Raw genomic sequence first — 13386 nt, forward strand, 5'->3', positions numbered from 1 at the left:
GTTCGCGGCGCTTCCATGCTTGCCACCAAGGGATGCGTCTTGAGCGATAATACCGACACACCGCAGGAAATCGAACAGCTGCCGCTGGATGCCTGGCATCGCCGCAAGGGCGCCCGCATGGTGCCGTTCGCGGGCTATGAAATGCCGATCCAGTATTCGGCGGAATCGGGCGGCGGGATCGTTGCCGAGCATGAATGGACGCGCAGCCAGGCGGGCCTGTTCGATGTCAGCCACATGGGCCAGCTGATGCTGACCGGCGAAAACGTCGCAGCGGAGCTGGAAAAGCTGCTGCCCGGCGCGATCACCACGCTGAAGCCCGGCAAGGTGCGCTATTCGCTCCTTATCGACGAGGACGGCGGAATCCTCGATGACCTCATGGTCACCAATGCCACACCGTGGATCGAGGCCGACGAGGAAGCTGGCACCGAGGGGCATTGGGGCGACCCGGCCTACTACCTCGTCGTCAACGGCGCGATGAAATGGGACGATATCGCCCACCTTCGCGAGCACCTGCCCGACGAAGTCACGTTGACCCACATGGACGAGCACGCGCTGGTAGCCCTGCAAGGCCCCAACGCTGCCACCGCGCTCAACCGCGTCATGCGTAACACCATCGAAGATATGATCTTCATGGAGAGCGTGATTCACGATTTCGGCGAATGGCCGCTGCGCATCACGCGCGCGGGCTATACCGGCGAAGACGGTTTCGAAATCTCGGTGCCTGCCGAATTTGCCGAGAGCCTGTGCGATCGCCTTTGTGCTGAAATCGAGGTTCGCCCCTGCGGCCTCGGCGCGCGAGACAGCCTGCGCCTCGAAGCCGGCCTGCCGCTTTATGGCCACGACATCACGACCGAAACCGATCCCGTCTCGGCCGATCTCGGCTTTGCGCTGACCAAGCGCCGCCGCGAGGAAGGCGGCTGGATGGGCCATGAAAAAGTGATGGATGTCTTCAACTCCGGCCCCGCACGCAAGCGCGTTGGCCTGACCTTCGAAGGACGCCTGCCTGCCCGCGAAGGGGCCAAGGTTTTCGACGACGATGCCGAAATCGGCCGCATCACCAGCGGCGGCTTCTCGCCATCACTCGGGCACCCGATCGCGATGGGCTATCTTGAAAAAAGCCACATCGAACCGGGAACCGAGGTCGAGGTCGAGGTTCGTAACAAGAGACTGCCCGCGAAGGTCACGACCATGCCCTTCGTCCCCCACCGCTATCACAGAGGGAAGTGAGACTGATGGCCCGTTATTTCACCGAAGAACATGAATGGATCGACCTGGAAGGCGACACTGCCACGGTCGGTATCACCGATTACGCGCAGGGTCAGCTTGGCGATATCGTGTTCGTCGAACTGCCTGAAAGCGGCACCATGCTGGAAAAGGGCAAGGACGCTGCCGTGGTCGAAAGCGTCAAGGCCGCGAGCGACGTCTACGCGCCCATCAGCGGTGAAGTGACGGAAGCCAATTCCGCGCTCGAAGACGATCCGGCGCTGGTCAACACCTCGCCCGAGGAAGACGGTTGGTTCTTCCGCATGACCGTTTCCGACAAGTCCCAGCTTGAAGGGCTGATGGACGACAAGGCCTACAAGAGCTTCTGCGACGAGCTTTGATGCGTAGCGCGCTGGCAACTTCTTGCTTTGCGCTAATGCTGGGGGGCTGTGCCTTTTCGGCGCCCGCCGATGCGTACACCGTCGCCGAGGTTCTTGAAGATATCTCCTCGGAAGACAGTAAGCTTGACGGCAAGGTGATCGAGATCATTGGCTGGCTGGGCCAGTGTGGCGGCAACAACTGTGCAATATTCAGTTCGCTGGAGGATGCGAGAAAGGTTGCGGCTTACGACGAGCTTCCTGACGAGGAGTGGATGCCAGCATTCGATCGTGGTCTGGGAATCGGTGGCAATGACGCTTTCGATGACCGCGCCCGTCTGATGCAATTCAGCGAGGTGGTCATTCGCGGGGAAATCAATGCCACGTGGAAGGTGCCGCCTGACGAGAGCGGAACGAGCTTTGGGTGTTTCGACCGCTGCGACGATATCCGACCCCATTCGATAAAACTGGTTCTTTGACGAGAGTTTTGATGCGCTACCTACCCCTGACCGAAGCCGATCGTTCGGCAATGCTTGAGACGATCGGTGCGCCCGATGTGGACGCGCTGTTTTCCGACGTGCCCGAAGAGGCGCGGCTGACCGGCCCGATCGAGGGCTTGCCCATGCATGCCAGCGAAATGGCGGTCGAAAAGCACATGCGGCGGCTGTCGAAGAAGAATCTTGCAGCGTCCGATGCAGCGTTTTTCCTTGGGGCAGGGGCGTACAAGCACCACGTCCCGGCCAGCGTCGATCACATCATCCAGCGCGGCGAATTCCTTACCGCCTACACGCCCTACCAACCGGAAATCGCGCAGGGCACGCTGCAGATGCTGTTCGAGTTCCAGACGCAGGTCGCGCGGCTCTATGGCTGTCATGTGGCCAATGCCTCGATGTACGATGGCTCGACTGCCTGCTGGGAGGCGGTGGCCATGGCCAGCCGGATCGCGCGCGGCAAGAAGCGCAAGGTCGTGCTCTCGGGCGCCTTGCATCCCCATTACGCCGAGGTCGTGAAGACCATGGCGAAGTTCACCGAAGACGAGATCGCGCATGCGAGTCCCGCCTTGCAGGCACAGCCCGACAATGACGGGCTGATCGCACGGATCGACGACGACACCAGCTGCGTGGTCGTCCAGTATCCTGACATCCTCGGCCGCGTGACCGACCTCCAACCCATCGCCGATGCGGCGCACGAGAAGGGCGCGCTGCTGATCGTCGTCAATACGGAGCCCGTGGCTCTGGGCGCAATCAAGTCGCCCGGAGAAATGGGTGCGGATATCGTGGTGGGTGAAGGGCAGTCGCTGGGCGTCGGCCTCCAGTTCGGGGGACCGTATCTCGGCCTGTTCGCGGTCACCAGCCAGAAGCACGTTCGCCAGATGCCGGGCCGCCTGTGCGGGGAGACCGTGGACGCAGAAGGCAAGCGCGGCTTCGTCCTGACGCTGTCGACGCGCGAACAGCATATTCGCCGCGAGAAGGCGACGTCGAACATCTGCACCAACTCCGGGCTCTGTGCACTGGCATTCAGCGTGCACATGACGCTGCTTGGCGAAAAGGGCCTCCGGCGTCTGGCGCTGGAGAACCACCGCCTTGCCTGCCACGCGGTAGAGCGCCTCTCGAAGGTGCCAGGCGTCACCGTCCTGAACGACAGCTTCTTCAACGAATTCACGATCCGGCTCGGCACAGATGCGCGCAAGGTAGTACGCACGCTTGCCGAGCGTGACATCCTGGCCGGCGTATCGCTCGGACGGCTGTTCCCGGACAATGCCGACCTGGCCGACGGCCTGCTGGTCGCCGTTACCGAAACCACCACCGAGGAGGACATCGAGACCCTTGCCTCCGCTCTCGAGGAGGTGCTGTCATGAGCGCTCCGAACCAGTCCGGCTGGAAGCCCGGCACTCCGGTCGAAGATCACAATGCGATGAGCGGCCCCGACACCGTCACCGGCAACCGCGCGCTGATGCTCGAAGAGCCGCTGCTGTTCGAGGTCGGCCACGTCGAGACGACCGGCGTCGACCTGCCCGAACCTTCGAGCGCTGCAACGCGTCTCGGAGGCATGGACCGCGCGGAGGCCATCGGCCTGCCCGGCCTCTCCGAACCTGAAGCGGTGCGCCATTACACGCGCCTGTCACGCCAGAACTACGGCATCGACCTCGGCTTCTTCCCGCTGGGCAGTTGCACAATGAAGCACAACCCTCGTCTCAACGAAAAGGTCGCGCGCATGCCCGGCTTTGCCGATGTCCACCCGCTGCAGCCGGTCCAGACCGTGCCCGGCGCGCTGGAAGTCATCAACGAGCTCGCAAACTGGTTGATCGATCTCACCGGCATGCACGGTGTCGCGATGAGCCCGAAGGCGGGTGCGCATGGCGAGCTATGCGGCATTCTGTGCATTCGCGCCGCGCTTGAAGCGCGCGGCGATGCGCGCAAGGTCGTGCTGGTCCCCGAAAGTGCCCATGGCACCAACCCGGCAACCGCTGCCTTCGCAGGGTACGAGGTTGAGGATATTCCCGCGACCGCCGAAGGCCGTGTCGATCTCGAAGCGCTCAAGGCGCGCCTCGGCCCCGATGTGGCTGCGGTGATGATCACCAACCCCAACACCTGCGGCCTGTTCGAGCGCGACATGAAGGCGATCTCGGACGCGGTGCACGCAGTCGGTGGTTTCGTCTATTGCGACGGCGCGAACTTCAACGCCATCGTCGGCAAGGTCCGCCCCGGCGACCTCGGCGTCGATGCGATGCACATCAATCTGCACAAGACCTTTTCAACCCCGCATGGCGGCGGCGGCCCGGGTTCCGGCCCGGTCGTGCTGTCCGAAGCGCTCGCCCCGTTCGGACCGCTGCCCTACGTGGTGCGCGACGAGGATGGCGAGGTACACCTCGTCGAGGAAGAGAACGCAGATCAGTACGGCCATACGCAGGCATTCGGCCGCATGACCGCTTTCCACGGCCAGATGGGCATGTTCACCCGCGCCCTGACCTATATGCTCAGCCACGGTGCCGACGGGCTGAAGCAGGTAGCGGAAGACGCGGTGCTCAACGCCAATTACGTGCTGCGCAGCCTCGACGACGTGCTTGATGCGCCTTTCGGGCCGAGCGGGCCGTGTATGCACGAAGCGCTGTTCTCCGACGACGGTTTTGCAGAGGATATCTCGACGCTCGATCTCGCCAAGGGGCTGATCGACGAGGGCTATCACCCGATGACCATGTACTTCCCGCTGGTGGTGCATGGCGCGATGCTGATCGAGCCGACCGAGACCGAGAGCAAGGCCGCGCTCGATCAGTTCATCGCCGCGCTGCGCAGTGTGGCGGGACGGGCCAAGGCCGGCGATGCGACACTGAAGACCGCGCCGCATTACGCACCGCGTCGTCGCCTCGACGAAACGCTGGCGGCGCGCAAGCCGGTGCTGGCGTATGAGGAACCGGTGGCGCCCTCGGGCCAGCCGACGATGAGCGAGCAGGGCGGACGTTGATCGCCAGGCGGCGGTCATGAAGATCGTCTTCAGCCGCAAGGGATTCGACAGCGCGGCAGGCGGCGGTGCCTCGCCGATCGTGGACGGTGTGCCCTTGAGCCTGCCGATTCCCGCCGGCGCGGCTTCGAACACGAGCTATGGTGCGCTGGGTCTTGGCGGACACGCGCAGGCTGCCAGCCGGGGCAAGCTTGGTGAGGAAGACCTCTGCCACCATGACCCGATGTTCACGGGCGACGGCACCTGCATCTTCGGACAGGTCGGCGCGGCGCAGACGCATCTCGCCAATCAGGGCGTCGGCGAGGGCGATGTCTTCCTCTTTTTCGGCCTGTTCCGCGAAGAGGACAGCGGCGAGCCCCATCACCGCATCTTCGGCTGGATGGAGGTGGAGCGCATTGTTCATCTTGCAAGCTGCGGTGACGAAGAACGCAAAGAATTCCAAGCACACCACCACCCGCACGCGCTGGCCATGCACGGCAGCAACGACTGCCTTTATGTCGGGCCGGGTGGCACGGCCAACCGCGCCTTACCCGCATTGCGGCTCACGGTCGAGGAAGGGCCGCCATCGCTGTGGAACCGGCCCTCTTGGCTAAAGCGCGGCGGGCTAACCTATCACGACCGCGCGGATCGCTGGCTTCGCGGACGCAGGCTGAAGAGCGTCGCGCGCGGCCAGGAATTCGTGGCCGACATCGGTCGGCGCAAGGCTCCGCGCGAATGGCTCGCGGCGGTACTGGAAGACCTCAGAGCGTCTTGATCACCGAGGAGAAATCGAGGCCGCCGTGTTCCTTGGCGAGTTCCTCGTAGATCTCCGCCGCTTTCGCGCCGAGCACGGTGGTCGCATCGACGTCCTTTGCCGCATCCATCGCGAGGCGCAGGTCCTTCAGCATCAGCGCCGTCGCAAAGCCACCCTTGTAGTCATTGTCCGCCGGGCTTTCGACGCCCACGCCGGGCATCGGCGTATATGCGTTGAGCGACCAGCAATAGCCGGAGGACTGCGAGCTGATCTCGTAGAACTTCTGCGGATCGAGGCCGAGCTTTTCGGCCATCTTCATCGCTTCGGCGGTGCCGATCATCGAGATGGCAAGCAGCATGTTGTTACAGATCTTGGCCGTCTGGCCCGCGCCCGCATCGCCTGCGTGGATGACCGCCTTGCCCATCGCCTGAAGCACTTCCTCGGCACGCGCGAAGGCCTTCTCGGTCCCGCCGACCATGAAGGTGAGCGTGCCGCCATTGGCCGCCGCGATCCCGCCTGAAACGGGGGCGTCGACCATGTCGCATCCGGCGGCTTCGGCTGTGGCGATAACTTCCTTGGCTGTGGCGACATCGATGGTCGAGCAGTCGAGCAGCACCGCGCCTGCGGGGGCCTTGCCGATGACGCTGCCTTCATAGACCGACTTCACGATCCCGCCATTGGGAAGCATGGTCACCACGGCTTCGGCATCTTCGACAGCCCACTCAGGCTCGCTGAAGGTCGTGCACCCGGCATCGTCGGCCTTCTGCCGCGCTTCCTCGTCGAGATCGAAGGCAAGCACGTTGTGCCCCGCCTTCACGAGGTTCGCGGCCATCCCGCCGCCCATGTTGCCGAGGCCGATGAAGGCGATTTTCATGATCTCTCTCCGTATACCCGGTCTTCGTCGGGCTTCGATTGGGTGACAAAGGCGACAGTGTGTCGCCCTTGCGATTAGATTCCATGCACCTGATTTTTAACAGTTATTCATCGGAATCCGAAGTTTACACTGTGCGCCCGCTTTTCTGAGGCGACGAACTTTCGTTGAAAGCGCACCTATCGCCAGCGCAGTCTTGTAGGAAAGGGCGTTGGCTTAACGCCCCTTCCACTTGCCTTCGCGCTTTTCGACGAAGGCGGCCATGCCTTCCTTCTTGTCCTCGCTCGCGGTGAGGATCTGGAAGATGCGGCGCTCGATGATCAGGCCCTGGTCGAGGCTGGTCTCGAAAGCGGCATTGACCATTTCCTTGTTCGCGATTGCGGCCATCGGCGGCATCGAGGCGATCTGCGCGGCGGTCTTCATCGCATCGTCGAGCAATTCGTCATGCGGAACCACGCGCGCGACGAGGTTGCTGCGTTCGGCTTCCTCGGCGCCCATCATGCGGCCTGTCAGGCACATTTCCATCGCCTTCGACTTGCCGATGGCCTTGGTCAGGCGCTGCGAGCCGCCCATCCCGGGGGCAACGCCCAGCTTGATTTCGGGCTGGCCGAACTTGGCGTTCTCGCTGGCGATGATGAAGTCCGCCATCATGGCAAGCTCGCACCCGCCGCCGAGCGCAAAGCCGTTCACCGCGGCGATCCACGGCTTGCGGGTCTTCTTCACGATCTCGCTGGTCCAGGGCGAGAAGAAGTCTTCGAGATAGAAGTCGGCAGCCGCCTTCTCGCTCATTTCCTTGATGTCGGCACCAGCGGCAAAGGCCTTGTCGCCCGAACCGGTGAGAACGGCACAAAGCTGGTTGCTGTCGGCCTGGTAGGCGGCAAACGCTTCGGTCAGCTCTTCCAGAACCTGGCTGTTCAGCGCATTCAGCGCCTTGGGTCGATTGAGCGTGATCAGCGTGACCGCATCGCGCTGTTCGACGGTGATGGTCTCGTAACTCATAGGGGTTTCCATTCCTCGTCTGCGGGAAGCGGGGCGAAGATGCTGTCGAGCAGTTCCTCGCTCACGCCCTCGGGCGTTGCCGGATCCCATTTGGGGTCGTTGGTCTTGTCCACGATCACTGCACGCACGCCCTCGGCAAAGTCGGGGCGGGTCAGCACGCGGCTGGCGATGCGGTATTCCATCGCCATGTTGTCGGCGAAACTGTCGAGCTCGCGGCTGGTTGCCAGCTGGCGCAGCGCGACTTTGCAGGTCTGCGGGCTCTTGGTGCCCAGCGTGTCGCGTTCCTTGGCCGCCCATTCGTCACCATCATCGGCCGCCTTTTCGAGGCTTGCGAGAATGCCTTCATAGCGGTCGGAGGCGAAGTGCTTCGCGATCTTGTCGGCATTGCCCTCGATCCGTGCCTTGGGCGGGGTGCCTACGGGTTCGGAGAGGATGCCGCGGATACGGTCGGGCTTGTCGATGATGCGTGCCTTGACCTCGGGTATCATTTCGCTCGGCACGTAATGGGTGGCGATACCGGCCCAGAGGCATTCCGCCCCGTCGAGCCGCGCGCCGGTCAGCGCAAGGAATTCGCCCAGCCGCCCGCCAAGGCGCGAGAGGTGCCAGCCGCCGCCCACGTCCGGGAACAGGCCGATGCCGGTTTCGGGCATGGCGAAACGGGTGTTCTCGGTCGCGACGCGATAGGTGCAGGGCAGGGCGATGCCCACGCCGCCGCCCATGGTGATGCCGTCCATGAAGGCCACGATGGGCTTTCCATAGGTCATCATCTGGTGGTTGAGCTGGTACTCGTCATGGAAGAACTTGCGGCCGCTTTCCCCACCGTCATTTAGGGCGGAATGGCGCAGCAGGTTGATATCGCCGCCCGCGCAGAAACCGCGCCCTTCGGAATGGTCGAGGATGACCGCTTCGATGGCGTCGTCATTCGCCCACTCGGTAAGCGCCGCGCTCATCGCGTGGCACATGTCGAGCGTCAGCGCATGCAGCGCCTTCGGGCGGTTGAGGCTGATATGGCCGACGCGGCCATGGGTATGGATGAGGATGTCGTCAGTCATGTCGGTGCTCACTGGCGCAGGAGGTCGCGGCCCACGATCATGCGCATGACCTGGTTCGTGCCTTCGAGGATCGAGTGGACGCGCAGGTCGCGCCAGAACCGCTCGATCGGGTATTCCTTCAAGTAGCCATAACCGCCGAACAGCTGCAGCGCGTCGTTGACGATCTTGCTGCCATTGTCGGTCGCAAGGCGCTTGGCCATGGCGGAAAAGCGCGACTTGTCGGGCGCGTTGTCGGTCACCTTGGCGGCCGCGAGATAGAGCAGCGCGCGCGAGGCTTCGAGGTCGGTCGCCATGTCGGCCAGCATGAACTGCGTGTTCTGGAAGTCCGCGATCGGCGTGTCGAACTGCTTGCGGTCCTTGGTGTAGGCCACGGCCTCGTCGAGGCAGCGCTGCGCACCGCCGAGAGAGCACGCCCCGATGTTGAGGCGTCCGCCGTCGAGGCCCATCATGGCAAAGCGGAACCCTTCGCCCTCGTCACCGACGCGGTTTGCGACCGGCACGCGCGCATCTTCGAAGATCACCTGCGCGGTGGGCGAGGCATTCCAGCCGAGCTTCTTTTCCGGCTTGCCGAAGGATACGCCGGGCGTGTCCTTGTCGATCACCAGGCAGGTGATGCCTTTGGTCTTGTGTTCGGAGGTGCGGACCATGGTGACGTAGACGTCGTTGACGCCGCCGCCCGAGATGAACTGCTTGGTGCCGTTCAGCACGTAATGGTCGCCATCCAGCACGGCGCTGGTCTTCAGGCCCGCCGCGTCGGAGCCACTGCCGGGTTCGGTAAGGCAATAGCTGGCGATCTTTTCCATGCTGACGAGGTCGGGAAGGTAGCGGTCCTTCACGTCCTGCGACCCGAACTGGTCGATCATCCAGCTCGCCATGTTGTGGATCGAGATGAAGGCGCTGGTCGTCGGGCAGCCATAGGCCATGGCTTCCATGATCAGCGCGGCTTCGAGGCGTCCAAGGCCGATGCCGCCACTCTCTTCGGAGACATAGATCGCGCCGAAACCGAGTTCGGCGGTGCTCTTGATCACATCGCGCGGGAAGTGGCTCTTTTCGTCCCATTCGCCGGCGAAGGGCGTGATGTTGTCGGCGGTGAAGCGCTGCGCCATTTCCTGGATCGCGAGCTGCTCTTCGGTAAGCTGGAATTGTCCTGTCATGGGGGCGCTCTAAACCTCTCGCGGGGGCAAGGGAAGGGGTGGGCGGCCTCAGCCTTTAACGATTGCTTCCGCCTCGATTTCGACTTTCCATTCCTTGCGGCAAAGCCATGCGCAGCCGACCATCGTTGCGGCCGGTTTGGCATCGCCGAAAAAGCGCGCGTGGACTTCGCCGACGGCGGCCTGGTCGTCGAAATCGGTGAGGAACATGCGGGTGCGCACGACATCCGCAGCCGAGCCGCCGAGTTGCTCGATTGCCCGGACGATCAGTGTGCAGCAGCGCGCGGCCTGTGCGACGGCATCGCCTGCGGTGCTCGACCCGTCATCCTCAATCGGGCCGGTGCCGGCGACCACGATGCGATTGCCGTCCCTTACCGCGCGGCAGAAACCGAATTGATCCTCGAACGGCGAACCCGAGGACGCCCGTTGCCGCTCGCTCATCCGCAGGTGACCGCGGTGATCTTCATGTCGCGATCGTACCGCACGTTCAACCGGTCTTCGCGGTAATCCATCGTCCATGCGGAGTCCGGCGGGCCCCAGCGCAGGGTCCGCGCGCCGCTTTCTGCGAGGATTGCCGCGCCCATGTCCGAAGTCGCCTCGTGCCCGAGGTGGGACTGGACGGCATCTGCGTCACACGATCCCGGATCGCGAGGTGGCGGCAATTCGTCCTGCACCGAAACGGTCGCGCATGCTCCGAGGGCGAGGGGGGTGAATACGAAGAAGGGAACACGCATCGCCATTATCCCATCGTCGGGATAACGAAGGCGTTGGAGCCGTCACCGCCGCCGTCGGGCCAGCGCTGCGTGACCTTCTTGGCCTTGGTCCAGAATTTCAGGCCTTCCATGCCGTACTGGTCGATGTCGCCGAAGCCCGAGCGCTTCCAGCCGCCGAAGCTGTGGTAGCTGACCGGCACCGGGATAGGCACGTTGATGCCGACCATGCCGACATTCACACGGTTGGCGAATTCGCGCGCGGCGTGGCCGTTGCGGGTGAAGATGGCGACGCCGTTGCCGTACTGGTGCTCGCTCGGCAGGCGGACCGCGTCCTCGAAATCCTTGGCGCGCACGATCTGGAGGACCGGGCCGAAGATTTCTTCCTTGTAGCTTTCCATGCCGGGCGTGACGCGGTCGAGCAGCGTCGGGCCGACGAAGAAGCCGTCCTCGTGACCCTGCAGGCTGAAGCCGCGGCCGTCGATCACGACTTCCGCGCCTTCCTTTTCGGCCGTATCGATCCAGCTTTCGACGCGTGCCTTATGCTCCGGCGTGACGACGGGGCCGTAATGCGCTTCGGGATCGTTGGAGACGCCGACGCGCAGCGCGTTGATGGCAGGGATCAGCTTTTCGCGCAGGCGATCCGCCGTGTCTTCGCCCACAGGAACGACTACGGGCAGAGCCATGCAGCGTTCGCCTGCCGAGCCGAAAGCGGCTCCAGCGAGGTCGTTCACCACCTGGTCGAGATCGGCGTCGGGCATGACGATGCCGTGGTTCTTCGCGCCGCCGAATGCCTGCACGCGCTTCGCGTTCGCCGTGCCGCGCGAGTAGATATACTGCGCGATATCGGAGGAGCCGACGAAGCTGATCGCCGGAATATCGGGATGGTCGAGGATCGCGTCGACCATTTCCTTGTCGCCATGGACGACCTGCAGCAGGCCCTCGGGCGCGCCGGCTTCCACGAACAGTTCGGCGAGGCGCACGGGCACGGAGGGATCGCGCTCGGACGGCTTCAGGATGAAGGCGTTGCCGGCGGCGATCGCCATGCCGAACATCCACATCGGGATCATGGCAGGGAAGTTGAACGGGGTGATGCCCGCACCGATGCCGAGCGGCTGGCGCATCGAATAGACATCAATACCGGGGCCTGCGCCCTGCGTGTATTCGCCCTTCAGCGCCTGCGGGATGCCGCAAGCAAACTCGATGACTTCGAGGCCGCGCTGCACATCGCCATGCGCGTCCTCGACGACCTTGCCGTGTTCGCTCGAGAGCAGCTCGGCGAGTTCCTGCTTGTTGGCTTCGACGAGGCGCTTGAATTCGAACATCACGCGGGCGCGGCGCTGCGGATTGGTCGCCGCCCATTCGGGCTGGACCTTCTTCGCTTCGTCCACGGCCTTCTGCAGCAGGGCGGCATCGCCCAGCGCCACTTCGGCTTGGACTTCGCCCGTGGACGGGTTCCAGATCTGGTGCTTGCGGGTGGCGGAACCGGTGGGTCCACCGGCGATGAAATGGTCAACCTGACGCATGGGGGAATCCTCTCTTTTCTTGCCAACGGCTGTGGCAAGCAGATGCTCCGAAATCAACCGGTTTCAGATGAAACCTTTGCCTTTCGGGTCTATCCGACCGCCGCCATCATCTGCGCGCACAGGATCGCGCCATAGGTGCCGAGCGCATAGCCGAGCACTGCCAGCAGCACGCCGACCGGGGCCAGTGCCGGATGGAACGCGGCCGCCACGACGGGCGCCGAAGCGGCACCGCCGACATTCGCCTTGCTGCCGACGGCGACGAAGAAGAACGGCGCCTTGATCAGCTTTGCCACCAGCAGCAGCAGGATGACGTGGAAGAGCATCCAGATGAGGCCCACGGCCATGAAGCCGGGCGCATCGCCCAGCTGCGTGACGTCCATCTTGGTGCCGATGATCGCCACCAGCAGGAAGATGAAAAGCGTGCCGAACTTGCTCGCGCCGACGCCTTCCAGGTTGCGCGCGCGGGTGAAGCTGGCGGCAAGGCCGAGCGTGGTCGCCACCACGACGACCCAGAAGAAACTGCTCGCCAGCGTTGCCTCTTCGCCCTGCAATTCGGCGAAGAACCCGCCCAGCATGGTGCCTGCAAGGTGGCACAGGCCGACCACAGCCAGTGTCGCTCCGAACAGCAGGACGTAATCGTTCGCCGTCGCCACACGCTCTACCGAGCTGGTGTAATCGGCCATCTTGTCGCGCAGCCGGTCGATCGCGCTGCTGTCCGCACCGAGCCAGCGGTCGACCTTCTCGCTCGCGCCTGCACCGTAGAGCAGGAAGATCATCCAGATGTTGGCGACGATAATGTCGACCGCGATGAGCGCTGAATATTTCTCGATGTTGTAGCCATAGACCTCCAGCATCGCGGTCTGGTTCGCTCCGCCGCCGATCCAGCTGCCCGCCAGAGTGGCCAGGCCGCGCCATGCCGCGTCCTGTCCGGTGCCGATGATCGAGGGATCGAATTGCGCGACGATATAGAGCGCGAGGGGGCCGCCAATCACGATGCCCAGCGTCGCGGTCAGGAACATGATGATCGCCTTGCTGCCAAGGCCAAGGATGCCCTTCAAATCGATGCTGAGCGTCATCAGGAACAGCGCTGCGGGCAGGAAGAAGTCCTTCGCCACGGTCCAGAGATTGCTCTCGCTCACATCGATGAGGCCGAAGGTGACCATCAGCGAGGGCACGAGGTAGCAGACGAGGATGATCGGCACGAAAGTGTAGAACTTCTGCCATCCGGGCCGATCGCGCGTCACGAATACGAAGGCGAGCACCAGGCCCAGGAGGCCAAGGATGATGCGGTCGTCGGTAATCAAG

At 63.6% G+C, this 13386-nt stretch carries 14 protein-coding genes; 6 read left to right on the plus strand and 8 right to left on the minus strand.

The window, feature by feature from the left end; translation table 11 throughout:
- Positions 1–39 precede the first annotated feature (39 nt).
- Genes gcvT through GRI34_RS00205 form a run of 6 tightly spaced genes read left to right on the plus strand, consistent with a single transcriptional unit; the run spans position 40 to position 5793 of the window.
- Positions 40–1227 carry a glycine cleavage system aminomethyltransferase GcvT gene (gcvT, locus tag GRI34_RS00180; protein ID WP_234028100.1) on the plus strand — a complete coding sequence of 396 codons (1188 nt, stop codon included), beginning with the start codon at positions 40–42 and terminating at the stop codon, positions 1225–1227.
- A gap of 5 nt (positions 1228–1232) precedes the next feature.
- Positions 1233–1604, plus strand: coding sequence for a glycine cleavage system protein GcvH (gcvH, locus tag GRI34_RS00185; RefSeq protein ID WP_090477853.1), 372 nt, complete (start codon positions 1233–1235; stop codon positions 1602–1604).
- Positions 1604–2059 (plus strand): hypothetical protein, encoded by a 456-nt coding sequence (locus tag GRI34_RS00190; RefSeq protein ID WP_160594213.1) that lies wholly within the window; start codon positions 1604–1606, stop codon positions 2057–2059. Before gcvH ends, GRI34_RS00190 begins: the two co-directional genes overlap by 1 nt.
- Positions 2060–2070: 11 nt before the next feature.
- Positions 2071–3438: an aminomethyl-transferring glycine dehydrogenase subunit GcvPA gene (gcvPA, locus tag GRI34_RS00195; protein ID WP_160594214.1), complete on the plus strand. Its 1368-nt coding sequence runs from the start codon at positions 2071–2073 to the stop codon at positions 3436–3438.
- Positions 3435–5042: an aminomethyl-transferring glycine dehydrogenase subunit GcvPB gene (gene gcvPB, locus GRI34_RS00200; protein WP_160594215.1), complete on the plus strand. Its 1608-nt coding sequence runs from the start codon at positions 3435–3437 to the stop codon at positions 5040–5042. The genes gcvPA and gcvPB overlap by 4 nt, the downstream gene beginning before the upstream one ends.
- Positions 5043–5058: 16 nt before the next feature.
- Positions 5059–5793 (plus strand): Nmad3 family putative nucleotide modification protein, encoded by a 735-nt coding sequence (locus GRI34_RS00205; RefSeq protein ID WP_160594216.1) that lies wholly within the window; start codon positions 5059–5061, stop codon positions 5791–5793.
- Here the strand turns inward: GRI34_RS00205 and mmsB are convergent.
- From mmsB to GRI34_RS00245, 8 genes are all read right to left on the minus strand, one after another.
- On the minus strand, positions 5780–6646 hold the full coding sequence (mmsB, locus tag GRI34_RS00210; RefSeq protein WP_160594217.1) for a 3-hydroxyisobutyrate dehydrogenase: 867 nt from the start codon (positions 6644–6646) through the stop codon (positions 5780–5782). The genes GRI34_RS00205 and mmsB overlap by 14 nt on opposite strands.
- 213 nt (positions 6647–6859) lie before the next feature.
- The gene (locus GRI34_RS00215; protein WP_160594218.1) at positions 6860–7642 is read right to left on the minus strand and encodes an enoyl-CoA hydratase-related protein; all 783 of its coding nucleotides are present in this window, start codon (positions 7640–7642) and stop codon (positions 6860–6862) included.
- The gene (locus GRI34_RS00220; RefSeq protein ID WP_160594219.1) at positions 7639–8694 is read right to left on the minus strand and encodes an enoyl-CoA hydratase/isomerase family protein; all 1056 of its coding nucleotides are present in this window, start codon (positions 8692–8694) and stop codon (positions 7639–7641) included. The genes GRI34_RS00215 and GRI34_RS00220 overlap by 4 nt, the downstream gene beginning before the upstream one ends.
- An 8-nt stretch (positions 8695–8702) precedes the next feature.
- Positions 8703–9848 carry an acyl-CoA dehydrogenase family protein gene (locus tag GRI34_RS00225; protein WP_160594220.1) on the minus strand — a complete coding sequence of 382 codons (1146 nt, stop codon included), beginning with the start codon at positions 9846–9848 and terminating at the stop codon, positions 8703–8705.
- A 48-nt stretch (positions 9849–9896) separates the two neighbouring features.
- Entirely contained in the window at positions 9897–10286 is a 390-nt protein-coding gene (locus GRI34_RS00230; RefSeq protein ID WP_160594221.1) for a RidA family protein, read from the minus strand.
- Positions 10283–10579: an I78 family peptidase inhibitor gene (locus GRI34_RS00235; protein WP_267903942.1), complete on the minus strand. Its 297-nt coding sequence runs from the start codon at positions 10577–10579 to the stop codon at positions 10283–10285. Before GRI34_RS00235 ends, GRI34_RS00230 begins: the two co-directional genes overlap by 4 nt.
- Positions 10580–10584: 5 nt before the next feature.
- Positions 10585–12081 (minus strand): CoA-acylating methylmalonate-semialdehyde dehydrogenase, encoded by a 1497-nt coding sequence (locus GRI34_RS00240; protein ID WP_160594223.1) that lies wholly within the window; start codon positions 12079–12081, stop codon positions 10585–10587.
- A gap of 89 nt (positions 12082–12170) precedes the next feature.
- The gene (locus GRI34_RS00245; RefSeq protein ID WP_160594224.1) at positions 12171–13385 is read right to left on the minus strand and encodes a DUF819 family protein; all 1215 of its coding nucleotides are present in this window, start codon (positions 13383–13385) and stop codon (positions 12171–12173) included.
- Position 13386: the final 1 nt, after the last annotated feature.

The sequence above is a fragment of the Qipengyuania aquimaris genome (assembly GCF_009827445.1).
GTDB lineage: Bacteria > Pseudomonadota > Alphaproteobacteria > Sphingomonadales > Sphingomonadaceae > Qipengyuania > Qipengyuania aquimaris.